Source organism: Providencia sp. PROV175, from assembly GCF_032707045.1.
GTDB lineage: Bacteria > Pseudomonadota > Gammaproteobacteria > Enterobacterales > Enterobacteriaceae > Providencia > Providencia hangzhouensis.
In genome coordinates this window covers 1,579,927-1,604,622 of sequence record NZ_CP120533.1, presented here as the reverse complement: position 1 = coordinate 1,604,622, position 24,696 = coordinate 1,579,927, and the positions used below count along the sequence as shown (strand labels likewise).

28 protein-coding genes and 1 other RNA gene are annotated in these 24,696 nt (G+C 38.4%); 9 read left to right on the top strand and 20 right to left on the bottom strand.

From position 1 onward, the window contains the following. Positions 1-117: 117 nt before the first annotated feature. The 3 genes from smpB to P3L44_RS06970 all read left to right on the top strand — a co-directional run bounded on the left by smpB (position 118) and on the right by P3L44_RS06970 (position 2,386). On the top strand, positions 118-600 hold the full coding sequence (smpB, locus tag P3L44_RS06980; RefSeq protein ID WP_004265004.1) for an SsrA-binding protein SmpB: 483 nt from the start codon (positions 118-120) through the stop codon (positions 598-600). 48 nt (positions 601-648) lie between these two features. Further along, positions 649-1,012: a transfer-messenger RNA gene (gene ssrA / locus P3L44_RS06975) on the top strand. Positions 1,013-1,177: 165 nt separating this feature from the next. Continuing rightward, the gene (locus P3L44_RS06970; RefSeq protein WP_219246876.1) at positions 1,178-2,386 is read left to right on the top strand and encodes an integrase domain-containing protein; all 1,209 of its coding nucleotides are present in this window, start codon (positions 1,178-1,180) and stop codon (positions 2,384-2,386) included. Positions 2,387-2,710: 324 nt separating this feature from the next. On the opposite strand, the gene P3L44_RS22110 is transcribed toward P3L44_RS06970, so the two are convergent. The 13 genes from P3L44_RS22110 to P3L44_RS06905 all read right to left on the bottom strand — a co-directional run bounded on the left by P3L44_RS22110 (position 2,711) and on the right by P3L44_RS06905 (position 10,818). Further along, positions 2,711-2,941, bottom strand: coding sequence for an HNH endonuclease (locus P3L44_RS22110; RefSeq protein ID WP_099073630.1), 231 nt, complete (start codon positions 2,939-2,941; stop codon positions 2,711-2,713). Continuing rightward, positions 2,934-3,089, bottom strand: a complete 156-nt coding sequence (locus P3L44_RS06960) for a hypothetical protein (RefSeq protein WP_164996111.1) — start codon at positions 3,087-3,089, stop codon at positions 2,934-2,936. Before P3L44_RS06960 ends, P3L44_RS22110 begins: the two co-directional genes overlap by 8 nt. A 124-nt stretch (positions 3,090-3,213) precedes the next feature. Continuing rightward, positions 3,214-3,441, bottom strand: a complete 228-nt coding sequence (locus P3L44_RS06955) for a hypothetical protein (protein ID WP_219246875.1) — start codon at positions 3,439-3,441, stop codon at positions 3,214-3,216. Between the two features lie 98 nt (positions 3,442-3,539). After that, a complete protein-coding gene (locus P3L44_RS06950; RefSeq protein ID WP_219246872.1) occupies positions 3,540-4,313 on the bottom strand; it encodes a hypothetical protein in 774 nt (257 codons plus the stop codon). A 450-nt stretch (positions 4,314-4,763) separates the two neighbouring features. After that, positions 4,764-6,389 carry a DUF927 domain-containing protein gene (locus P3L44_RS06945; protein WP_272662252.1) on the bottom strand — a complete coding sequence of 542 codons (1,626 nt, stop codon included), beginning with the start codon at positions 6,387-6,389 and terminating at the stop codon, positions 4,764-4,766. Between the two features lie 176 nt (positions 6,390-6,565). Next, positions 6,566-7,327 carry a hypothetical protein gene (locus P3L44_RS06940; protein WP_219246868.1) on the bottom strand — a complete coding sequence of 254 codons (762 nt, stop codon included), beginning with the start codon at positions 7,325-7,327 and terminating at the stop codon, positions 6,566-6,568. Positions 7,328-7,401: 74 nt separating this feature from the next. After that, positions 7,402-7,590 carry an AlpA family phage regulatory protein gene (locus tag P3L44_RS06935; RefSeq protein WP_181468625.1) on the bottom strand — a complete coding sequence of 63 codons (189 nt, stop codon included), beginning with the start codon at positions 7,588-7,590 and terminating at the stop codon, positions 7,402-7,404. Positions 7,591-7,689: 99 nt separating this feature from the next. Beyond that, positions 7,690-8,364 (bottom strand): hypothetical protein, encoded by a 675-nt coding sequence (locus P3L44_RS06930; protein WP_219246866.1) that lies wholly within the window; start codon positions 8,362-8,364, stop codon positions 7,690-7,692. Between the two features lie 102 nt (positions 8,365-8,466). After that, positions 8,467-8,982 carry a hypothetical protein gene (locus P3L44_RS06925; protein ID WP_219246863.1) on the bottom strand — a complete coding sequence of 172 codons (516 nt, stop codon included), beginning with the start codon at positions 8,980-8,982 and terminating at the stop codon, positions 8,467-8,469. A gap of 70 nt (positions 8,983-9,052) precedes the next feature. Continuing rightward, positions 9,053-9,487 (bottom strand): DUF2787 family protein, encoded by a 435-nt coding sequence (locus tag P3L44_RS06920; RefSeq protein ID WP_163860999.1) that lies wholly within the window; start codon positions 9,485-9,487, stop codon positions 9,053-9,055. 280 nt (positions 9,488-9,767) lie between these two features. Next, positions 9,768-10,085: a hypothetical protein gene (locus P3L44_RS06915; protein ID WP_048607090.1), complete on the bottom strand. Its 318-nt coding sequence runs from the start codon at positions 10,083-10,085 to the stop codon at positions 9,768-9,770. Positions 10,086-10,094: 9 nt separating this feature from the next. Further along, positions 10,095-10,436, bottom strand: coding sequence for a hypothetical protein (locus tag P3L44_RS06910; RefSeq protein ID WP_163860998.1), 342 nt, complete (start codon positions 10,434-10,436; stop codon positions 10,095-10,097). Between the two features lie 97 nt (positions 10,437-10,533). Further along, the gene (locus tag P3L44_RS06905) at positions 10,534-10,818 is read right to left on the bottom strand and encodes a transcriptional regulator (protein WP_163860997.1); all 285 of its coding nucleotides are present in this window, start codon (positions 10,816-10,818) and stop codon (positions 10,534-10,536) included. Positions 10,819-10,955: 137 nt separating this feature from the next. Here P3L44_RS06905 and P3L44_RS06900 point away from each other — a divergent pair, with 137 nt between their 5' ends. The 6 genes from P3L44_RS06900 to P3L44_RS06875 all read left to right on the top strand — a co-directional run bounded on the left by P3L44_RS06900 (position 10,956) and on the right by P3L44_RS06875 (position 14,588). Continuing rightward, the gene (locus P3L44_RS06900) at positions 10,956-11,372 is read left to right on the top strand and encodes a hypothetical protein (RefSeq protein ID WP_140171336.1); all 417 of its coding nucleotides are present in this window, start codon (positions 10,956-10,958) and stop codon (positions 11,370-11,372) included. 61 nt (positions 11,373-11,433) lie between these two features. Then, positions 11,434-11,703 carry a DNA translocase FtsK gene (locus P3L44_RS06895; protein ID WP_272662257.1) on the top strand — a complete coding sequence of 90 codons (270 nt, stop codon included), beginning with the start codon at positions 11,434-11,436 and terminating at the stop codon, positions 11,701-11,703. A 69-nt stretch (positions 11,704-11,772) separates the two neighbouring features. Beyond that, positions 11,773-12,069 (top strand): IS66 family insertion sequence element accessory protein TnpA, encoded by a 297-nt coding sequence (gene tnpA / locus P3L44_RS06890; RefSeq protein ID WP_094961085.1) that lies wholly within the window; start codon positions 11,773-11,775, stop codon positions 12,067-12,069. Further along, positions 12,066-12,410: an IS66 family insertion sequence element accessory protein TnpB gene (gene tnpB / locus P3L44_RS06885; RefSeq protein ID WP_034167512.1), complete on the top strand. Its 345-nt coding sequence runs from the start codon at positions 12,066-12,068 to the stop codon at positions 12,408-12,410. The genes tnpA and tnpB overlap by 4 nt, the downstream gene beginning before the upstream one ends. Positions 12,411-12,494: 84 nt before the next feature. Next, positions 12,495-14,018, top strand: a complete 1,524-nt coding sequence (tnpC, locus tag P3L44_RS06880) for an IS66 family transposase (RefSeq protein WP_163762158.1) — start codon at positions 12,495-12,497, stop codon at positions 14,016-14,018. Positions 14,019-14,201: 183 nt separating this feature from the next. Next, positions 14,202-14,588, top strand: a complete 387-nt coding sequence (locus P3L44_RS06875) for a hypothetical protein (RefSeq protein WP_316928273.1) — start codon at positions 14,202-14,204, stop codon at positions 14,586-14,588. A 121-nt stretch (positions 14,589-14,709) separates the two neighbouring features. Here P3L44_RS06875 and P3L44_RS06870 read toward each other — a convergent pair whose 3' ends face one another. The 7 genes from P3L44_RS06870 to P3L44_RS06840 form a co-directional block, all read right to left on the bottom strand. Next, the gene (locus P3L44_RS06870) at positions 14,710-15,312 is read right to left on the bottom strand and encodes a DUF4326 domain-containing protein (protein WP_069367795.1); all 603 of its coding nucleotides are present in this window, start codon (positions 15,310-15,312) and stop codon (positions 14,710-14,712) included. Continuing rightward, complete coding sequence (locus tag P3L44_RS06865) at positions 15,312-15,752, bottom strand: DUF488 family protein (RefSeq protein ID WP_069367794.1); 441 nt, start codon at positions 15,750-15,752, stop codon at positions 15,312-15,314. The genes P3L44_RS06870 and P3L44_RS06865 overlap by 1 nt, the downstream gene beginning before the upstream one ends. A gap of 8 nt (positions 15,753-15,760) precedes the next feature. Further along, positions 15,761-16,375 carry a dual OB domain-containing protein gene (locus tag P3L44_RS06860; protein ID WP_069367793.1) on the bottom strand — a complete coding sequence of 205 codons (615 nt, stop codon included), beginning with the start codon at positions 16,373-16,375 and terminating at the stop codon, positions 15,761-15,763. A 167-nt stretch (positions 16,376-16,542) separates the two neighbouring features. After that, positions 16,543-17,562, bottom strand: a complete 1,020-nt coding sequence (locus P3L44_RS06855) for a restriction endonuclease (RefSeq protein WP_163860995.1) — start codon at positions 17,560-17,562, stop codon at positions 16,543-16,545. A 45-nt stretch (positions 17,563-17,607) separates the two neighbouring features. Continuing rightward, a complete protein-coding gene (locus P3L44_RS06850; RefSeq protein WP_219246859.1) occupies positions 17,608-20,850 on the bottom strand; it encodes a type I restriction endonuclease subunit R in 3,243 nt (1,080 codons plus the stop codon). Between the two features lie 65 nt (positions 20,851-20,915). Continuing rightward, positions 20,916-22,034: a restriction endonuclease subunit S gene (locus P3L44_RS06845; RefSeq protein WP_163860993.1), complete on the bottom strand. Its 1,119-nt coding sequence runs from the start codon at positions 22,032-22,034 to the stop codon at positions 20,916-20,918. Next, on the bottom strand, positions 22,031-23,578 hold the full coding sequence (locus P3L44_RS06840; RefSeq protein ID WP_163860992.1) for a type I restriction-modification system subunit M: 1,548 nt from the start codon (positions 23,576-23,578) through the stop codon (positions 22,031-22,033). The genes P3L44_RS06845 and P3L44_RS06840 overlap by 4 nt, the downstream gene beginning before the upstream one ends. Between the last annotated feature and the right edge of the window lie 1,118 nt (positions 23,579-24,696).

Below are 24,696 nucleotides of genomic sequence, written 5' to 3'. Positions count from 1 at the left end.
CATCTTTGATTGGTTAAACAAAAAACAAAACCCACATAGGGCAAGATTTGTACAATCAAAAAAATATCAGCTTAGAAAGATTTCTTTCAACTCAGCTTACAGTATAATGATTGCACTATGACAAAGAAAAAACCATATAAACCCGGTTCAGCAACAATTGCTATGAACAAGCGTGCTCGCCACGAATATTCTATCGAAGAGGAGTTCGAGGCGGGTCTATCCCTACAAGGTTGGGAAGTCAAATCACTCCGTGCAGGCAAAGCCAACATTGGAGATAGCTACGTTCTTTTAAGGGACGGCGAAGCTTATTTATTCGGTGCAAACTTCACACCGCTGACTGTTGCATCATCGCACGTTGTGTGCGACCCAACTCGTAGCCGAAAATTACTTTTAAATCAACGTGAATTAGATACACTCTACGGTAAAGTTAACCGCGAAGGTTATACCGTTATTGCACTTTCTCTCTACTGGAAAAATGCATGGTGTAAAGTTAAAATCGGCGTTGCCAGAGGTAAAAAATCTCACGATAAGCGTTCTGATATTAAAGAACGTGAATGGCAACTCGATAAAGCACGTATAATGAAACATTCTAATCGCTAACCTCTAGCTTTATAGAGTATTTTTCTGTTATACTGCGCTCAACAACTTGGGGCTGATTCTGGATTCGACGGGATTTGCGAAACCCAAGGTGCATGCCGAGGGGCGGTTGGCCTCGTAAAAAGCCGCAAAAAAATAGTCGCAAACGACGAAAACTACGCTTTAGCAGCTTAATAACCTGCTTAGAGCCCTCTCTCCCTAGCCTCCGCTCTTAGGACGGGGATCAAGAGAGGTCAAACCCAAAAGAGATCGCGTGGATGCCTTGCCTGGGGTTGAAGCGTTAAACTTAATCAGGATAGTTTGTTGGTGGCGTGTCTGTCCGCAGCTGGCAAATGAATTCAAAGACTAGACTAAGCATGTAGTACCGAGGATGTAGAAATTTCGGACGCGGGTTCAACTCCCGCCAGCTCCACCAAATATAGTATCATTGATGCTCAGTGATGATTAAAAAAGCCTTCAATATCATAGTTGGAGGCTTTTTTTATATGTATTAATGGTCAGTTATGTTCAGTGACAAGCAAAATTTTTAGTTATATCATTAGTTATATCCCTTATGTATAACTAAAAGGCGTATAACTATATGGCGCGTACAACAGTACCACTCAGTGATACCAAGCTTAAATCAGCAAAACCCAAAGATAAAGATTATACGCTGCAAGATGGAAATGGCTTATATCTACTAATCAAAACAACTGGTTCAAAAATATGGCGCTTTAACTACTACCGCCCTATAACCAAGAAACGAGCACTTATTAGCTTTGGTAGCTATCCTACAGTTAGCCTTTTAGAGGCTCGGCTTAAACGAGAAAATGCGCGAGAGCTTCTAGCTAAAAATATAGATCCACAAGAACACAAAAAAGCTGAAGAACAACGCCTATTTGAAGAAAAAAATAATACTTTTGAAAAAATAGCTCAGCAGTGGTTCAAAATCAAAAGTAAATCTAGCTTGCAAGAATCAACTTTGAAAGATATTTGGCGTTCTCTTGAGCTGCATGTACTTCCTAATGTTGGTGATATAGCAATAACTGATTTAAAAGCTCGCCATTTTATTAGCGCATTAGAACCCTTAAAAGCACAAGGCAAACTAGAATCAGTTAAACGAGTAGCACAACGCATTAATGAAGTGATGTTTTATGCTGTGAATGTTGGCTTTCTTGATGCTAACCCTGCTGCAAAAATTACCGCTGCCTTTGAAAATCCAGTTGTAAAAAACTTACCTGCATTAAAACCTGATCAGCTTCCTGAATTGATGGCTGCAATCCAAGGAGTCAACATTGAGCGACAAACTTATTGTTTACTGCAATGGCAATTATTAACTATGACCCGCCCAGCCGAAGCAGCCGAAGCGGCATGGTGTGAGATCGATCTTGATAATAAGCTTTGGACTATCCCACCAGCAAGAATGAAGATGAAAAGAGAACATATCATACCTCTCTCCCCTCAAGCATTGGCAATATTAGAAACTATGAAACCTATAAGCGGTCATAGGGAACACATTTTTCCTAGTATGAAATCACCACACACTAAACCAATGAATAGCCAAACAGTTAATGCGGCTATCAAGCGTGTTGGCTTTGCAGGTCGCCTTGTAGCACATGGATTCCGTTCAATTGCATCAACTGCATTAAATGAGCATGGATTTCAACCTGATGTGATTGAAGCAGCTTTAGCCCATATAGATAGTAATGAGGTAAGACGTGCTTATAACAGAGCTATTTATCTTGAACAAAGACGCGAAATGATGGATTGGTGGGGAGAGTTTGTTGATGACTCAATCAACAAGCGCTAATAAACAATTAAGTTTAGCAGTCTGTTTTGTGCCTGAGCGGACGTCGTTAACACAATGATGAGTAAAAATATGGGAAAGAATCAACCTAAGTTAAATGTTTAAGTGATTCAGAGTACGCGCTTTGCAGATTTTCCTGTTGGCGATTCTTTGCTATCGCTTTGACGCGGGATTGTCTGTGTGATCTGATGCTAAAATTAAGCAAAGATTCTATTTATTTAACAAAGTACAAAACTCTAATACTTACTCTCTGAACATAACGTGAAAATAACCGGAAGTGAAAACTGGTTTTTTCCCTTCCGGTTAATTGCAGGGGCAGACATTAGTTTAGAACCTGTAGATATCAATGTTCAGCTTACCCGCATGATACTTTTTGTGGCATTCGTCGCACAAGGTGACAAAATTAATGATGTTATCGCTCCCGTCCTCAGAGAACGGAATCAAGTGATGGCCTCGTGCTTCTTTCTTCCCGTTTCTCCAACAAACAATGCATAGGTTATCCTGTAATTCTTTGATTCTCTTCTGCTGTCTTGTGTGAGAATACGGCCGTTTATTCATTTTCCTTCTTCTCTATGAGAGCACGTATTTTGCTAGGCAATTCACGGCTACTTCCCTCAACCAATGTGGCTTTCACTTCGTCACCTGTGACGCGCTTCTTTAACTTAACAATCTCAGCATGCATTTCATCTTGCTCGCTTCGTGTCATTCCATCGATACGAAGAATCAAAGCCCGATCTCTGGTTTCTTCCGAGCTTGTGTTATTAGCGGTCGGACATGTCCTACGATTGTGTCCTTCTAATCCGCATGTTTTACATTTCATTTTAAGGCCTCTAGAATGTTGAAACTCTTACGTGGCCATCTCGAACTTCGATTTCATTATCTCCTTCAGCAATAGTCCATGTTGACGATATTTCTGGCAAGCCGTCTGAATTCTTTGAGATCAATATAATTTCTATATGTCCTGATTTTCTCTTGACTGCAATAGCAACACTTCCTTCATAGGGCAACACGCTAACAACAGTGTCCCCTTTTTTTAGAATTTTGATGTTGAGATTCATAAAAAGTCCTAATACTAAATTAAAAATTAGTGGCTAACATTCGAATTCATTGGCGCCCGCTGGGCATCAGGTCGAATGAATGGTTAGCCGTAGCTAGCTCATGACAAAGTTTTCACCTGCCGCCAAGTCTCTATGCCCAGTCGTGTCATTGCGCCAAATGCAGCTTGCTTAAGCTCAGCGTACTCTGTGTCATTGAATACTCCTGTTTGCTGAAATGCTGTCAGCATGAATTTGAGCACCTGCTGAACCGTATCGCGAAGCTCCGCTTGATCTGGTTTGGCTGGATTCAGCATTAGCGTAATCATATTGCATTGCTCCATGATCTCAGAAGACATCACATCAAGTTGTTGTTGTGTAGTTGCATTTGAGCCGGAAGTCATTGGGCGCTTCAAAAGGTTATACTGCAGGTCAAGCTGTTTATATAAATTCGACAACCTTTCACGAATATCTTGCAGCCAACGAAGACGCTCTGTCGCTACAAGATTCGCTTGCAGGCGTTTAGTTTCGAGTTCCAAGTCAGTCTTCGCTTTCTGTCTGGCAAGCAAGTAGCTGGCAAGTCCGCCAGCCAGTGCACCGAATATTCCGGCCGCCGCAGAGATCAGCGCGACAAGAGTTGATGAACCAGTGGACATATTACCACTCGAACTCGGGATTATAGTTATGGCTGGTATGGGCGGCATGCTGACGGTCTGGAAAACGGTGATTGATCCGCAGACGATTCTTATTTCAGGCCTAACAGTCTGAAAAGGTTTGTGAGGCAGCATTGGGTGCGAAAACTCACATTCGACCTTTGCACCAGACTCCTCAGCCCACACAGGAGCAAAAGGGAATAGTAATACGGAGAGAAAAAACATGCGCAGCTTCAAGTTCATTAGTTTTACTACTACTCCTTAGGATGGTTAATAGTGATTATAAGGAATACTGTGCTAACATGTTAATAGTGCCTTCCATATAATTCAACTCCTGTCATACAAAGACTACGACAAACATTAATTTAAATAAATAACATAAATCCAGCCGCTGAGCCTGAATACATTCACTTGGCCTATTCTTTTATCGCAAACATTACAGATGTATAAAAAAACGAAGGTAGTGACCATGACAAGTGCTGGTAAGCGATACCGGTTGAAAACTTCCAGTCTACTTATTACCTGTATTGTCGTGCTGACACTGAATTAGTGTATGTCCGCTTCTCGCTGTGAGTTCAATTAAATTTGACGCAGATACAATCAATATCACTCAAATAACCTAAAGCCAATGTAACAAAGGCCTTCCAGAAATAACTAGAAGGCCTTTAATATAATACCTTACTGATTGAACAGTTAACTCACAACATCTACTTTCAAGCAGTAACGGCGGCTCAATTTCACGCCATTAACCTTGCACTGGCGAGTGCTTTTGCCTTGGGCATCAGTTAGCAACTTCCCTTCTGAGACCAACTGATTAATCACTGATTTTTTGTTCCCAATAATATTTTTATTAAAAAATGATGGGTTTACTGCGGCATAATGTTCTCCCTTAATTTTTAAAACAATAACATCTAAGTTATTTAGCTCATCCTCATCTATTAGGCTCTTTTTCGGTTTACAGGGCTTTTTCAATGCATCTAATAGTTTTTGATTAAAAACCATCTTTTTAACTGGGTTTTGGTCAATAGCTTTCAGATAACAATGTGTAATTCCATCAAAAACCTCCTTCTCAGTAAAGGGGAGAACCTTACTTTTAATACCGAGTATCCCACTTGCGTAAGCTAAAGCAAAACGAGTAGCTATACGTTTATCTAATCCATTAGAACCTACATTATTCATCTCCAAGAATTTAGTAATATAGTCGTTGAGCTTATTAGTAATATACTCTGGAGATTTTTTGCTAACCTGTGTCAGTATCTTCTGTAAGAACGCATCTCCAGCTGTGCCATAATAGTTATTGCAATTTTCTTTCAAATATTCTGCATATTCAGCAGATGACGATACACCTTCAGGTAATGAACTAAAAATACCCATATCATTATCACAATCAACAGGAACATCTATGAATCGAGCTATTTCACCATTCTTACGACTCATTAGACCAGAGCTGGCATGTTGGCTTAAAGCTTCTTCTCCGTTGCTTAAAGCGACTAATTGCCAACTTGCCGAACGTTCTTGATAGGTATGACTTCTTGACTTTCCAGTACCAGAACCAAGCATATACACAAATTTTTGCATTTTTTGGGCGGCAGTTTGACGATTGGAATCTATTAAAATAAGTTCGTCAGTCAATAGCAATCCATGATTACGAGACTCCGCTTGCTGCTCAAATGCAGCTTCGGTGATATTCCAATCAAGAATGTATGAGGAATCCCCAAATACAGAAGCTGCTGATTTTAACACTGTACTTTTCCCCGAAGAACTACCACCATAAATATGCTTTCCACCAGATTCTATCTCTGTAAAATAAATACACATGCCAGCAAAAGCTGAACATAAGCAAAGCATAACATAAGGACTATATTTAGCAGTTTCTGCAACCTTATTTTTCCATTGTTCTAATGTGCCTTTAGCCTGACATGAGTAATTAAACGTTCTAGCATTAGGATTTGGAAATATCTTCAAGCCATTATGTCCACCTAATACTTCTCCTGAATTTTTAATATAGTAGAGTTCATTATCAACATAAAGAAAACCCGGTTTATTACACAGTACAATTCTTTCATCACAATCACCTAAAATAATATTAAAAACTCCATTAAAGTTCTCATGGATAACTTTAGGTTTAAATCCATTCTCTAATAGAAGACTTTTAAGTTTATTAGGTACTGCAATTATTGACGCTGGAATTAATAAAAAAATATCCTTATTTTTATTTACATTGAAAAACTCAACTAAACGATAAGATTCTTGCCCTTCATCTTGATATGATAAAGCAACAAGCTTAATATGTTTTGAACCAATTTTCTTTCTAGTCATAAAGGCCTCTTTGATAATCACAAAATCACCAAATCACCATTTACAACACCAGTATGTATTAGCGTTATACTAATAAAGATAAATTAACTAGTGTTCATTCCAAAAACTACCAGACTAATCAATCTTCCATATCTACAGGCATACTGGTGCTGTCTAAACAGAGATCTAGAATTTAGTTACTGGAAATTACACTTAAAAAATATGTCACTGAATTTCAGTGTATCTAGCTTAACTAGTGAATCAGCAAACATACGACTATTTGATATACGGCGTTTACTGCTGTGTTTGAGCTTTCCCTCCTTATTAGTAAAAAATGCTATTTCGCACCACATGATTTTAGTTATATACTTGATAACCCCGCCAATATCATTAATTTCATCAACCACCATAGGCCTATTTTTAATGCCTTGCCGAGAGTTTAAATTCTTAGATGACTTCATGTAATCTCTAAGAGATTTGATTTTTTCACTTTCATTAGGAATTAATAAATGAAAATGAGGTTGATAATAACTAGAATTAATGCTCTCATATAAGTGGAGATCTAATTCTAGACTGCCAAAAATAAAGTTATTAAAACCAATAGATTTAAGCTTCTTTCTTAATTTATCCTTTAATAAATTAGGATTGAAATCTGGCAATTCATTTATTGCAATTTTATCTTTATAAAAAACAAGAGTCACGAAGATATAATTATCACTTACATAGCTAATATATTTATTAACTATATCTAGCTGTTTAACATTAATACATTTAGCACAAGCTAAGCTATTACATGGATCATTTTCCTCACAATTATAAATTTTTTTAGCTAAATTCTTATGGATTTTATTTTTTGTTTTATTGTAAACAGACTCCAATATTTTAATGCGAACATTATTTTCTTTATCTTCTTCAGTACTTCGCCTATTTATACTTCTCCTATTGGCATAGATTTTCATAACATAATACTCTCCTCCAGATAATAAAGATAAAATTATCCATAATCTGATATTTAAAATATGTTAGTTATTAATTATTTTACAGTGCGAGTATTAAGCCATTCTTGAACAGCATTTAGATCATAGCCAATACGCCTGATCCCGATGCGAATTCGAGGAGGAAAACCAGCTTTACGCTCAAGATTGTATACTGAGTTCCGAGAACGGACATCAAGGATTAACATCACTTCTGCCATGCTACAAATTTTTATCATCTTACTCATGTGTAACCTCTTTTTGCTATACGTCTATTAGTTACTGAATGGGTTACAGCATACGAAGTAACACATGACTAAAAAAGGGGAGCATTTTTCATTGTTTTACTAACCTAGCTTTTTTATTTCATTCATGATATGGGAATCGCCTCTTAAATATTTTTTCGCGGTATCAATACTGCTGGTTAGCACATCAGGACACGCTGAGCAATAACTACTTAAAGTCGCCTCCGCTACTTTTTCTTGTGTTATTTTTCCTCGAACGCCTTTACATTTTTCGGTATGAAAAGTTAGTACGTGCTTAGCTTTTATCAAAAAATTTTCTTTCTCTTGTTCGAAGCGTTTTTTATTACCATGGGGTACAATCTTTAAGTTTTTGAGTGATTTTTTTATTATTTTTAAATATTTATCCTCGACAGAAAGCTCATCTAATAGATTAAAATTAACACAATTACCATATAGTGGGTGAGTGCGCTCTAAAGATGCTATTTCGGTTTGTTTTGATGAATAAGGTGTTACTAATATTTCCGTAATCATTTCATCACTACTTTTAAGCCCATACTCGAGTATATACAAAATATTATTTCTATTTGGGTAGACAATTTCATCGTAATTCTTTCTTCCTGTAGTATTACTATACCCTTTTCCTCGCCAATCTAAGACAAACTCGATATGATGATTTTTCCATATACCTATAATGCTATCCTCAGTACATGCAATACCTTCATTTTTCATTTTTTGTATAATATTTGGTATTGTATGTACGACAATATGATCATTCATATCATTTAGCCCTTTCCATTCATATATAACTCTTAATAATGAATATTAATAAGCTAATGTATGATTAGCAATCAGATAAAATTAATAAAGCGAATAAGAAAACTAAGTGACTTCAACAAAATAAACAGATTCACTATACAACCGCCGTACCTTGTTACCCCTTAATCCATAACGGGCGCGGCTCACTCTCTCTTGCTGGTGGCTATCAAAGAAATAGAGATATTCGCTGTCCATACGCTCTACCAACGACCAATGCCACTGGTCACCCAATAAGATAAGCCGACGTGACGTTGTATGAGCACCTAAGAACGCCTGACAAGCAGACAGTATTTTTTGTGTGGTAAGTCCATCTTTGTAACGAAATGGCGTGGTGACGCATAGAGGGGCTTGTGATGGGTATTTTAAGGTTAGGCGCTTAATCAAGTAATCCATTTCAGGAATATCAATACCTTGTGTTAAACACTTGTACAGTGACCAGTATTCGCTGTATTCACGCAAAAGATAATTAAATAATGGGCGGGGCTTAATGCGGTCGCCATAGAACCATGTACTCATATTCACCAGACTGTAAATCCCACAGAGGCAATCTAAATCCCCTTGCTTGGACGGTATCAACATCAACTCAAACCTTCTATTGATTGTACTGTACTTAATGGAATCACCAGCGCTGGTATTATTTTTTACTTAATTAGTGGGTTTCCCACTGAATACTGACTTCATAACATTTCATTTTGTGGTATTGAATAAAATTGCGTTGCCACAATTCAAACAGTGCTCCGCCCTCTTCTTCATCAATATCCCCCATCAAAAAATGATAGATATAACCCTGCGACCAACAAATATCGAGTTCCTTTTCAAGCTCAGGATAATAGCTTCCCATGTATGAAAAATCTGTCACATAATCAAACTGCCATTGCTCATGCAGCCGTAACAAACGTATTTCGACAGGATGGAAACCTCCTGTTTCAGCACTATACAATGGGTCTCGAAAATTTAAGGTAACCGCCCTAACAGTGGTTAAATCAATCGCTGAGTTAATCACTGAATTATTCAGTTCATGTAATAACAATTGGCTAAATACTTGTGCGATAGGCAAGCGTAGCCCTGACTGATGAATAGTCATATAAAGTGGCCTTTAAATAAAAAAGTGGAAATAAACTGTTAAGCACAACCCAATCATATATGGGTATAGTGCCATGCTAATATTTTACCATAACCACTAGCAAAGTAAAGTATTTTACTGTTTATAATCAGATAGTTACATGAATTTAGCCATCATTGCTATTTTGATATACCTACCGTGATTTTTATTTATGGCGGGGGAATATTGATGTGGAAAGTGAATGAAAAAATGGAAGCGTCAAAAGGTAAAATGCCAACCTAATAATAGGCTGGCATAGCCATTAACCGTTAAGTAACGTAACAACAAAACTTTTTTTATCATCCGTGAGCTGCACGGAATAAATTACGGTGACAGAGCCTGCTTTTCCCGTTGCTTCGGCAGCACAGAGATAAACGCCTCGTTCTGCATTTTGACGTTGCGTTCGCACATTCTCAAGCTGCTCATACATCGCCCAACCGACATGTTGATTGACCACTTGTAACGCTAATGCTTTTGCACCATCACTGTTACAATTAACGGTGCTCTCATTACATCCTGTTAAACCAACCATCGCCGTTAATATGCTTAATTTCATCCACTGGTTCAGTTTCATTTTCACATTGTCACCTTACAGCAGAAAATTCACGGTTATTCCTGCTAATATATCCAGTGCAATCACCACCAACGCCACGTAATACCAAGCACGACGATTCGGTATTTTCACGATAAAGTAAAAGCAGCAAACATCCCAAATGAGAATCAATGCTTCTATTTTATTCAATGTCACCTTTTTAGTGATAAAAAATTCAACGATATTTAAGAATAAAATCGGTAAAAACCAAAATAGCCAAAAGGTTTTAGCTAATCCAAAGCCACCGTTGAACAAACGCTGTTTAAATAAAGCTGGATCATTTAAGCCTTTCGCTTCGTTTTCTTCTCGGATTTTTTGCAATTTATTTTTGATAGACATGACTGTTCCTTCAATTAAATGAATTAAGGGTTTTTCCATGGTGTTGACGCTAGAATGGGGGCAATGCCTTACCGATAGGCAAGGGTAAATATTTAGGCTATTTCAATAACCTTCTATGATTATTAGAGGATGGCTTATTGATGTAACGACTCGGCCATATTGTTTCAGGAGCCGTGCCAATCACATCCGCAATAATCTGTTCAGCTCTTGGGTAAGCTCGCTCTAGCGCATTATTTAACGTCCGAGCAGAAAGACCATGCTCACGAGATAATTGTGCTAGTGTGACCCCTTTTTTATGCAAAGCCGCCACAATATCCGCGCGGTGCCAATCCGCAGTGCTTCCTTTTCGGGACTTTTTTTGAGATGCTACAGGGTTAGACATAGTAATAACTCCACTGTTTAATTCCTCGTCTATTAAAAACCAATTAAAGGGAATTATCAATAGATATCTTTATTATTTTAACATCTTTCTAGTGCGGTTATTTTATCCTTTTGATATGTATGGAATTTATAAAGATCATGACTGATAAAAAACAACTAACTGAAATGGATAATGCGCCCAAGCTTTGGTTTACCAGTGGGGAGCTAGCTGCTATAGGAAAAGAAAAAGCTGACGATCCAACACGTTACCCTGAATATAAAGATATGGATATCCCTACCACAGCGAAAGGCGTTAGAGTCCGTCTAGAGTCAATCACAGCTCTTCATCCCCACTTTCGCAAGAAGAACCCTAATAAGCGTGGCGACCTCTATCATATTGATGCATTTAAGGTGATCCTAAACACTGATGAAAAAGAGCTCATCAAGCAAAACACGCTATCTTCTGAAAGTGCAGATCTTAACCTTTTACTTGAAATCTACAAATCACTGTCAGTTGAGAAAAGAAAAGCGTTATTAAAGAATGCGCTCACAATGAAACAGGAAGACCTAGATTAGTATCTTTTAATACCTTTTGTTATTTTAATAACTGTATTTTCGTCACTGACTCAGAGGCACTATGCAGTTATCTCATCACAACACGCTAGACAGCAGCTATGACCTATTGACAGCTAAAGCCATTGATTATGATGTCATTCTCATTAACAGAGCGTCACCGAGACGTTTACAGCGCCATTTTCGGATAGGATTTCATCGCGCTGAACGAATCATTAATCAACTTGAGTATCTCGGTGTTATAACACCTTTAAACCAATATGATTATCGTGAAGTGCTCGGGTATCCGACTCACGACCGCTCTTTTGATTCATCAGCCTTTGCAGCACCGTAAGCGGTTAATGAACCACACATACTAAACAAACTCGTCATTTGCCATAGTAGCTTTTTCATTGGAGGGACTATGGAACAACAAAGTAAACGAGAATACTGGACTGCAATTCTAGAGCAGCAACGACAAAGTAATTTAGGCATTAAGCAGTTTTGCTCGGAGCAAAACATAAGCTATCAGACTTTTCACTATTGGTCGAAAAAGCTCACGCAATCCGAGCCTGAAACCAGGGTTCAACCTATCGTGGTGACAGAGCCTACCGTGAGCACAAGTTGTGTTGTGTTAATTCTCAATAATGGCATTCGAGCAGAACTGCCGGCAACGCTTAGCTCGCAACAAATTAAGACTTGGTTTGAAGCGCTACAATGATACCAACAGGTAAGGTTTTCCTCATCTCTGGAGTCACGGACATGCGTAAGTCCATTGATGGACTATCGTTGATTGTCGCGGAGACTCTTGAGATGGATCCGTTTAGTGAGTCTTGGTTCATTTTCTGCAATCGTACCCGAGATAAATTGAAAATCTTGTTTTGGGATACTAATGGCTTCTGGCTGTACTATCGTCGCTTAGAAAAAGGGACCTTCAAGTGGCCAAGACCCAGTGAGGACGGAGCCATTCATATTACTAAGCAACAACTGGGTTGGCTTCTTTCGGGGTTAACGCTCGAACATGCCAAAGCTCATCGTCCACTTCATAATCTAGAAGTGTGACCGCTGATACTGATCGTCACGTTGGGCTTGAACGATCCTTTTTTGCTGTCATACTTAAGTCATTGAGATGACCAGAGCCCAGACATGACCGACCTCCCTGATGATATCGACCAGCTAAAAGCTATGCTGCTTGAGCTTCACCAACAGAACGAAGCAAAAGATAAACTCCTTGCGGCAAAGCAAGAGGAGGTTGCCGAGCTCAAAACCAAAATTGAGTTGTTGATTGAACAGCTCAATTTAAGTAAGTCAAAGCGCTTCTCATCACAAAGTGAAAAAATACCCAAAGGTACGTTTAACGAAGCGGAGCAACAAAAGAGTACGGCTAAATCCGACGACGACAAGAAAAAAACAGGCCGTAAGCCTTTTCCAAAAGAGCTCGAGCGTGAAGTTCATAAACATGAACTCAATGCCCCTTATTGCGACTGCTGCGACGAGCCTTTACATCAATGTGGTGTTGAAACTTCTGAAGAGCTGAAAATCATCCCACAGAAGGTTAGTGTTATACGTCACGAGCGAACCAAGTACGCTTGCCGGCAGTGTGAAAAAACACAGACTGAAACAAAGATTATCACAGCCCCAAAACCCGCAAGTATGATCCCTAAAAGCCTAGGGAGTGCAGATGCATTCGCCGCTGTAGTCACAGCAAAATACGTTGATGCTCTGCCACTCTATCGCCAAGTGGATATTCTCAATCGCTCTGGTATAGATATTAGCCGCGCTACACTGGCCAACTGGTGCGTTCAGTTAGGAAGCAAAGTGCAAGTCATTATTGATGCAATGAAAAGTGAGTTATTGAAAGAAAAGCTCATCTGCGCGGACGAAACCACTGTTCAAGTATTACGTGAAGAAGATAAGAAAGCACAATCTAAGTCATATATGTGGGTCTATCGTAGCGGTGAGTTCGTCAATAACCCAGTGGTTATCTACGACTATCAAGCCAGCCGCAGAGCAGAGTGCGTACAAGACTTTTTAGGTAGTTACTCTGGTTACTTGCTATCGGATGGCTACAGTGCATACGACAAACTTGAGGACGTGACTCAAGCTGCTTGCATGGCGCATGTACGCAGAAAGTTCACTGATGCTCAAAAAGCTTCACCATCAAAAAAAGCGGGCAAGCCAGAAAAAGCACTGAACTTTATTAGCAAACTATACGGTATTGAAAAGAAAGCCAAAGGGCTTGACGCAAAATCTCGACACCAACTACGACAAGAAGAAGCCAAACCTATTTTAGATGAGTTCAAGCAATGGCTTGACAGTCAAAACGTTCTCCCTAAAGGATTACTTGGCAAAGCCATCACTTATACGCAAAACCAGTGGCCTAAGCTGCTTACCTACCTTGAAGACGGCGATATAAGTATCGACAACAATGTGACCGAACGAGATATAAGGCCGTTCACGACAGGTCGCAAAAATTGGATGTTCTCAACGTCGGTAGGCGGAGCAAAGGCGAGTGCAAACTTGTATAGCCTCGTGATGACTTGCCGCGCTAATGACATGAACCCTTATTATTACTTCCAACACCTGTTTACCGAGTTACCAAAACGAAGTCCGAAAGATGATGTGTCGGATCTCATGCCATGGAACGTAGAAATCAGTGAGGTTGAGTAAAGCTTTACTGGTTCATTAAGCGCTTACGCAGCACCTATAGAGACAGCACAAACCCCATTATTCGCTGAATTACCACTGGATACACAATCCTTAGAATACCGTTGCTTGATTCAGGCTATCGTCTGGCAGCGTATTGTAGTCTGGGTTGAAGAAATCGAGATCGAGAGCGGTACAACCAATATATTGAAATCTGTCTCACCGTTTGAATACCTGATTGATACCCACAGCGATGACATTTATCAGGATACACTCCGCAACAACGCCAGTTCTTACCGTTTTCTTGCCACCCTTCGCCCTGAAGCCCCATTGGAAGTGTTACGACAACATGGACGAATTAGTTTTCAGCCGTGCTGGAGGCTGCCCCGTATAGCACAAGAAGAATGGCAAGGTTTATGGATACCGAATGAAGCAGGATGGGAAAGCCTAAGTGAGGAAAACATTCATCAAACAAGAGGGATTGGTGAGTGGCCTGACTTGCCCCATAAAAGCATGAAACCGTTGGTGCATGGGCTGCAAGAGGATGGCGGGGACTATTTACGGTATTTGATTTATTGGAAAAGTCAGTTTTAACCATTGCGAATATAATCAATTAATAATCACAATTTCTAAAAAAGTTTATCATAAACTATGATTTATATAAGCATAAATCATACTCCCTCCACCATTGACTTTAGTTCATAAATTTAAAAATCTACTTACCATCATCCCAAGAGTTCAGAAAATCAGCCAATATATCTCCATGACAGGCCTGTGGCTTACAAAAGCATCCCAACCTTTTCCCAGACAAACTATAAACCTTTGATTTATCTACATTTAAAAATTTATCATAATCGAAGTCATACTTGAATTTTCTGATAACTTCATCTCGATCTCCATCCTCAAACATTGAGTAGGGATTTCCCCAGTATGATCCCCTACCAATGTATTCATAGTGAGGAGTACATTTTTCAGCTTTATACTTTGTATCAGACTTTATATTAATCACCCTAGTTATCTGAATATGTATAAATCTCAGAGGGATTTTAGATTTTGTCAATAATTCAAACTCTAAAACAAATTCCTCTCCATCATCAAAAACAATCGCATGTGTTATATCATCACATGACCACTTTGGTAAATGATTAGAACTTACAGTACCTATATTCTCCGAACAAAAAACTTCAATCAGCTTGTTTGGATCTTCAGGATAAAGCAATTCCACATCATCTAAATTCGATGTTATCTTACCCACTTTCCTTGCAAATTTTGAATAGCAATTAAAAAGCTTAGGGTACAAAATCAATATCTTAGCCATTAGTACAGGTGCTTAACATTAAAGTTTAAATCAGTATGTTCGTTTAGGTATTCTATCACTAAACGCCTGTGACATAAATGAGGTTCGTGCTCACTACAAAGTAAACAGCCTTGATCAAATAGCGGGAGTTTTGCAAAGCGTTCGATGTTACGCTTTGCCATTAAATTTAAGAACCTATCTTCATACATCTCCCAAGATATATCACCTTTTTTGTATGGATTAAGTATTTCTTTAGTTGGTGCCAATTCAGGCATATGAACATATTCTGAGCCACATAGCTCCTTCAAAAAGAATTTCAAATCATCTTTTTTTGCAAAACCAGCCAATTGAGATACATTATTCAGACGCACATCAATTAGTGTTTTTACTTTTGATTTTTTCAAGTATCCAAAAAATGTTTCAGCTTTCTTTTGAGTAAATCCTATTGTATATATACGCATAATATCCCTCAGAAAATTGTAGCAACAAGTTTATAACAATAACCTAAGTATTGTTCCCCTAAACTCAGACATAGAATACCTGACAGTTGCAAATTTTTCGCTACAATCTCATCAAATTTAGGATCCGTCACTGCAAAATCATAATCTATCCCTCTATATGTGAATGAAGCTCTCCTTTTATCATCCACGGTATAATAAAGCCTTAAGTTTTGTACTCGCACTAGATACAACGATTGAGGCACATGATACAAACCAGCTGTTATATGAGTAAAATCGATTCTATTCGTTGTCCCCCAAAGATCTACAGGGGAATCTAGTAGAGTATGCAATTGCTCAGAATTAAATGAATAATTTTGAATCCACTCAGTGTCATTAATCAAATAATTTTCAGGCTGATGAGGAAGAGGGACGTGCTCTTCTAATTCCATAAGCACTTTTTGAAATGGCTTAACATTAAAAGTACCGTGAGGGTTTCTGATTTTAGCTTGTTGATGACTTAACTCCCCACCTTGTATATTTGAAACTGGTCTTATCCATCTACCTGTACTAACACATTTTCCTGCAACACAATGTTGGCCATGCTTAATAGAATTAGCTAATACCACAATTTCATATTGAGCCATATAATCTCCTAATGAACACAACATTACTCAAAAATAAAGTAAATATTTATTAGTCAGTAAGTTATATCACATCCATAAAAATTTACTTTGAAAGCAATCACTCTTTGAGTGAAATTCATTAGGATAAAGTCAAATATTCAATTATTAGCAATAACTGGCTAGCTAAATTAATCAGATAACGCAGGTAAAAAGACTTTCCTCAGTGGCACAAGCAATTTAGTCTCAATATCAACGTGCTCATAATACTCAATCAAAGTGCGCACTAAGTCATCTAATGTCCAAAGTGATAACGGGATTTTTGATCGCTCCGCTTCATAGCGTGCATCTTTAGTAAATCCTCCCGTACTGACATATAAGCCACGATCATCATGATGACGCCCACCGATAAATCCTCTTAAATCTTGGCTGCCTATTTGCCCTTTACGATGCTTAACTTCAACCACAATTCTTGGGTTTTCAAATCCAAAACCGTCAGGCGATGCGATAATATCTTTGCCTCTATCTGAACCACTATTTGGCGAAACTTGGGTTTTATATCCCATCCCACGCAGAATACCGGCAACTAATAATTCCATTTCATCCGCATCAAGGGTAATTATTTTATCTTTAATACGTTCTAACGCTTGAATTTCCATATCCTTTAATGGATCAGATACAATTTCTTCATCGTCTATATTTGAAATATTAGCGTTTTTTTCGCTGTCAGATAATGGTTTATTACCCAATAATTCTTTCACTGCAAAATCAGGAAGTTTAAAAACAGTCAATGTAGAACCTAGGGTATTTTTGGTTTTAGTTGATAAGGTATCCCGATCAATTTCATCAGTATTCCATTTAATCTGACGCGCAATTCCCATCCCCATAGAACAAAGATCAGCACGGTATTGAAACTCAGAAACAACCTGCCCTAATAAATAGGTACGGTTAGCAGGTGAATAAGTAATTACCCAATCGCTAACTTTAATTTCATTAACAAAACGCCATACTTGAGATGCGCCTGAACGCGCTGTACCGAGTTTCGTTGCTGGGTCTACTTGACGGTATAATTTCAGTATCTCTTTTCTTGATTGCCCAATTTTCAATAATGGAGCTAAGCCAGACCAGCCTAAACCAACCAGTTCTTTTTCTCGAAAATCATCATATAACTTCCCTGAATCACCACGAACCATCCACATTTTATGACTCATTAATCTATTCCTGCGTTAAAGATAAATCGGTTAAAGTAAAACCCACTAATTTGATTTCAACAATTCATTCGATAGTAACTCCGCTTGCGCCAAGACGGTTTCCGTTGCCAATACAGACATATCAGGCGGATAGCCATAACGGTTAAGTAACCGTTTAACAATAACGCGTATTTTTGCTCTTGCAGACTCTTTGATAGTCCAATCTAATGTGACGTTATTGCGGATCATTTCAGTTAGTACAACCGCTAATTCCCTTAGTTTTGATTTTCCGATTAGTTCTTGAGCACTATCATTTTCAGCCACAGCCGTATAGAAAGCATATTCATAAGGTGATAAATTCAGGTCATTCGCTTCGCTATCAACCTTATTGATATCTTTCGCCAATTTAATTAACTCATCAATGACTTCAGCTGCCGTCAAAATTTTATTTTGATAGCTTTTAATCGCCCCAGTGAGCATATCCATCAGCTTTTTACCTTGAATAACGCTCATTTTTGTTCGCACATTGATTTCATCTGCTAATAATTTTTTCAAGGTTTCCAACGCGATATTTTTATGTTGGTAATCCTGCATCTCCATTAAAAAATCATCAGAGAGAATTGATATATCTGGTTTTTTAATCCCTGCGGCATCAAATACATCGACTACCGTATCAGTCACTAAGGCTTGATCAATAGTCTGTTTAACGCGAACTTCCATGCTGTCATCACCGATAATGCCACTTCCTCCAGTTGAATCAAACTTGTTCAATCTGGCTTTTACAGCTTGGAAAAAGGCTATTTCAGGTGCCGCCTCCATCGCTTCAGGGTGTGGCGTTGCTAATGCAAAGGCTTGAGATAAAGCGGTTACCGCTGTTAAAAAACGCACTTTCCCCTGACCTTCATCAATCCCTAAAATAAAATCTTCTGCTTCTAAGATAATGGCTAGTTTACGAGATGTGGATGCGGTGAAATATTCACGATAATCAAAACCAAAGAGCATTCCGTCAAGGATGTCTAATTTCTCTTTCATGACCTCAACGGCTTTTTCTTGAGTAAGTGCAGGATCACCTTTACCACCCGCATCTGAGTAAAACGACAGTGCCGATTTTAAATCAGCCGCAATTCCCAAATAATCGACAACTAAGCCACCTGATTTATCTTTATAGACTCGGTTAACACGGGCAATCGCCTGCATCAGGTTGTGCCCTTTCATCGGTTTATCAATGTATAACGTGTGCATACTCGGTGCATCAAACCCCGTTAACCACATATCGCGCACAATGACTAATTTCAGCTTGTCATCTTCATCTTTCATGCGATTAGCGAGTACTTGCCTGTCTTTCTTAGTCGTATGGTGTTTCGCGATATCAGGGCCATCAGATGCGGAAGACGTCATCACGACCTTAATCACACCATCATTGAGATCATCACTGTGCCATTCAGGTTTGAGTGCCACGATTTCCTCATACAATGCCGCAGCAATCCGACGTGACATAGCAACGACCATGCCTTTACCGTGATCCGCATTCGCCACTAACCGTTCTTCAAAGTGCGAGACTAAATCTTTAGCGATCGCTTTGATACGCTCTTTACTGCCAATAATACTTTCAACTCGCGCCCATTTAGCCCGTTGTTGCTGAGTCTGTGTTAAGTCTTCATCGGTGAAGCTTTCATCGAACGCTTCAATCAGTTCGCGGCCTTCATCGCTAATTTGGACTTTTGCTAAACGACTTTCATAGTAGATAGGCACTGTCGCCCCATCTTCTACAGCCTGAGCGATATCATAGATATCAACATAGTTACCAAATACCGCGGGAGTATTTACATCTGTTTTTTCAATGGGTGTCCCCGTAAAGCCTAAGTAAGTCGCATTTGGTAAAGCATCGCGCATATATTTGGCAAAACCATAAACAGTGCGCTTACCGACAACATTACCGTGCGCATCTTTCACATCGACTTCTTTTGCGGAAAAACCATATTGAGAACGATGTGCCTCGTCAGCAATGACAATGATATTGCTGCGATCAGACAGTAGTTCATAAACACTACTACCATCATCAGGTTGGAACTTTTGAATAGTGGTAAATATCACGCCACCTGAGCCAACTTTCAGTAATTCTTTTAATTCTTCTCTATTTTCAGCTTGTTTCGGGGTTTGACGTAACAATTGTACCGCAGAAGAAAAAGTGCCAAATAATTGGTCGTCTAAGTCATTACGGTCGGTGATCACCACAACCGTTGGGTTATCGAGGGCTAAAACAATCTTCCCTGTATAAAACACCATTGAAAGAGACTTACCCGAACCTTGGGTATGCCATACCACACCTGCTTTTCTATCGCCTGCTTTTTGTTCTAATACGAGGTGTTGTTGGTTTCTACCTTGTTGCTGTAACGCTACTTCCGCAGAGGGTGAATTCGCATTGACATTTGAAGCGCGAATGGTCGAAAGTACCGCCGCATTCACTGCATAGTATTGGTGATAGGCAGCCATTTTTTTGACAGTTTTAATAGAAATGATACCGTTGCTATCTTCCTGTTTACTGGATTCAAACACGATAAAATAGCGGATCATATCTAATAGCGTAACAGGGTTAAGTAAACCTTGAATTAACACTTCTAACTGTGGCTGAGTATTTTTAGCCTCAGTCATGCCATTATGGGTTTTCCATGCCATAAAACGGCTAAAATCGGCAGAAATAGTCCCTGATTTTGCCTCTAATCCATCAGAAATCACACTAAAGGCATTGTAGGTAAATAATGAAGGAATTTGCTGTTGATAGGTTTTAATTTGATTATATGCCCCTTCAATAGTGGCATTTTCATCAATCGCATTTTTTAGTTCAATTACGACCAGTGGTAAACCATTAATATAGATAATCACATCAGGGCGACGTTCTTTGCGATCTTCTCGAATTGTGACCTGATTGACTACTAGAAATTCATTATTATCCGGTTGATTAAAATCCACCAGCCACACATATTCGCCTTGAGTATTGCCATCTTTACTGACCTCAATGTTGATCCCTTCTGTCAGTAAACGATGAAAACTCAGGTTATTTGCCATTAAATCAGGCGAGTTAATTTGTGTGACTTGTTTTAAGGCTTCCTCACATTTATCTTCTGTTAAATGTGGGTTTAAGCGTTGTATCGCTTCTAATACTTTTTGCTGAAGAATGACTTGCTGATAAGTACGCAGGGGATTTGTACCCGATGGCTCAATGTCTGGACCATACACATATTCATAACCTAAGGCTTGTAACTGCTCAATGGTCATGGTTTCGATATCGGATTCTGTCATTTTTGACATTATTTTGTCATCCTTTAGCAAAAGGGAATAAAAAAGCAGCGCCGAAGGTACGCTGCCTAATACGATTATTGTTTTATTTCTTCTGGTGTATAATTAACGCGTACTTCTCCACTCATTAATTTAGGGAGTAACGTGTCGCGAAAGTTTTCTAAAGTTTGGATTTGCTTTTGATTTTGATTAATTTTATTCCACATTGCTCCCACAACATTATGATAATCATTTAATTTTTCTTTTGGAGGTAATGCAAATAACACATTTCCAATATCTTCAGGTTTCAATGATGGATAAGTCGATGTAGAACCTTCAGCTATAGAATGCAAATATTCGGTCATATCTTCGGATGTTAATAAATAATAGATAAAATATGGTGTAATAGTGTCACAAGTTATCGTACAAAACCCCGTTGATACCACTAGATTTGCTTCAGGTTTAAAGCAAAAACCATAATGGCACTGGTCAGGTCTTACAGTTGAAATTAATATATCAAGATGTTGGACTAATCTTTTAGCTCGACTAGGTGCCTCCGATAAAATTAATGGTTTCAACTCACTAATATAGCCTTTAGTTAGAGAGCTTGTATCTAAATATAGAATATTTTGATGATCATATTTTTTAGTTATCGAGCTTTTATTTAATGTTACAAAATGACTAACTTTAACCTCAACCCAATCATCCTGCGCCTCTTCCACAAACCACTGACGAAAAAGTGTTTCTGCCATCGCTTCTAACGTTTTATTTTGACGATGAAGTAAGTCGATTTTGTTGTCTAATGAGGAAAGAACAGAAGCAATGGCTTTTTGTTCTATACAATCAAGCGTTGTTTCTACCTCAATTGCATTTAGTAATGTCTGTGTTAACAAAGGGTGGCTTGAACCCTGAGCATACTGGTTTAAATCTAAATACTTAAATAAATAGTATAAATAATTAGAATTATTATTACCTAACGCCTTGGCTGATAATGCATTATCAGAAACCCATACAGGACTTTTCTCCAAATACGTCGCCCCACAATACGCCCCAACTCGACCAATAATCAGTGTGTTACCAACATAATTATACTTATCAGTGAAATCTAATATTCCATTACCACCATAAACAGGTATTTTCCCTTTTTCTTTTGGTCTACTTTTACCATTTCCAAATTTGACTAACTGTTTAAGAGCCACATTTTGCCACTCACTCATACCATCACCTTCGCCAAATTCTCAGCAATCGCCTGATTAAGCTTTGCCTCTTCTTCTAATTGTGCTTCAAACTCGGCTTTTAGTGCAGTAAAACGCTCTTTAAAGTCAAAGTCATCTTCTTCATCAGCAAGACCCACATAGCGACCTGGTGTAAGCACATAATCCAGCTCAGCCACTTTTTCGATAGCGACAGAGGCACAAAAACCAGCAACATCTTCATATTCGCCACCTTTATTACGCCAATTATGATAGGTATCTGAAATCAGTTTAATATCTTCATCAGATAACACTTTAGTTCGGCGGTTAATTAAATGACCAAGATTTCGTGCATCAATGAACAGAATTTCACCGCTGCGATCTTGATAAACCGAAGAGTTATTACGATCACGGCGCATAAACCATAGAGCGGCAGGGATCTGCGTATTTAGGAACAACTTAGCAGGCAAGTTAACAATACAATCAATCACGTTAGCATCTTTTACTAATGCAGCACGGATATCGCCTTCACCCGACGTTTTCGAGGTTAGCGCGCCTTTAGCTAGTACCACTCCCGCTTGCCCTTTCGGTGACAAGTGGTATAAAAAGTGCTGCATCCATGCAAAGTTTGCATTCCCTGCTGGTGGCGCACCGTATTGCCAGCGGGCATCTTTACGTAATTGTTCACCAGACCAATCAGAGACGTTGAACGGTGGATTAGCAATAATAAAATCCGCACGTAAATCTTTATGGGCATCGTTTAAAAACGAGCCTTCATTGTTCCATTTTACTTGCTCAGAGTTAATACCCCGAATAGCCAAGTTCATTTTCGCCAAACGCCATGTGGTTTGGTTAGACTCTTGACCATAAATAGAAATGTTATCAATATTCCCTTGGTGGGATTCAACAAATTTTTCTGATTGAACAAACATACCGCCAGAGCCACAGCATGGATCAAAAATACGTCCTTCATAAGGCTCTAGCATGTGAACCAGTAAGGAAACAATTGACTTTGGCGTATAGAACTGACCGCCCTGTTTACCTTCTGCTAACGCAAATTCACCTAAGAAATATTCAAAAACATGACCTAGTACATCCGCAGAGCGTGATTTAGCATCACCTAGTGCAATATCTCCTACAAGGTCAATTAACTCGCCAAGTACCGTTGCATCAAGGTTTTGACGTGCATAAACTTTTGGTAATACCCCTTTTAATTGCGGGTTATCTTCTTCGATGGCTTCCATAGCATCATCGACTAATTTACCGATATTGGGCTGTTTTGCATTATTGAGTAAATTTGTCCAACGTGCTTTTTCAGGCACAAAGAACACATTGTAAGCAAGATACTCATCACTATCTTCGGGATCTGCCCCTGCAAACTCGCCTTGACCTGCTTTAAGCTTCTCATAATGAGACTCGAAGGAATCAGAAATATACTTTAAGAATATTAATCCCAGTACAACATGCTTGTATTCTGCTGCATCTATATTCTTACGCAATTTATCAGCGGCTTTCCACAGGATAACTTCTAACGGTTCAGATTTGGTTTCTTTCGGTTTTTTAGCCATTGTTCCATTACTTACATCAGTAAAAATAATGGAACTATTGTTACCTATTTATAGCCAGAAATCTAATAGAATAGGCTGATAACTTGTGATAGTTATCAAAAGGATGGATTATCAGCAAATGTCATATTTCATACTTCAACGCTGCTTTCAAATTATAAATATTAGATAATAATTTTTTCTCAATTCTTCTTGAGGCAATAACTGCATCAAGCTACTATGGTCAATCTGTTTTATTTCAAATAATAAACGCTAAGCTTAACGCAAAAAACACTATTTTCTGTATAGCTCTACACTCTATTTATTTCCACTCAATATCTATAGCATAAACTTGTAGTTATACGTTTAGTTATACATATATTTCATTAAAATAAAATATAATTAAAAATCAATTAAATAGATATCAGATTCAACTTACGCCAGCCTAATTAATTGATTTATAACGAGTTTTAAACCATTTCATGTTGAAATTGTGCTGTAGGATGTACTGCATGACGACATTAAAGCTCTCCCACTACCTCTACTATCGAACCAATACATGATAGTTTCGTAAAACCATCCCGACCATTAGCCTTAATCTTCAATAGCCAATATAATCACTGGCAAGCCCTATATTCAGGAACCACGGAAACGGTCAAGGAATACATTGTCTTTTTCCAGCAGCAACTTAGGTTATTAGTCAACGCATGGCGGCAGCGTGAAATAGATGGTTTTCATCTGAATATTGATAAGAGAATTGATGAACTCAGACGGGGGCTTACAAACTATTTCACCTCAATCATTAATGGAATTACCAATAGCTTGCAACTACTCAATAAATATCAATTCAGCTCCCTCACAGGGAGTTGAACTCAAAGTAAACATCGATGTTATCACCTTTGTAACCATAAGATGAGTTACGTTATTGATTCCATTAACATAACTTATTGAAAATAGATAAGATAAAACTATAAAGGAATAATTTGTACCACTTATCAAACTCGCTAGAAAAGGCATCATGTGTTAACACAGATACGAGCATTATCCACACCAATCCTTAGTTGAATTATCAAAATCTCATTTTAGTACTTTATGTATTATCACTATTAATAATAGACTAGCAGGAAACGAAAACAATGTTA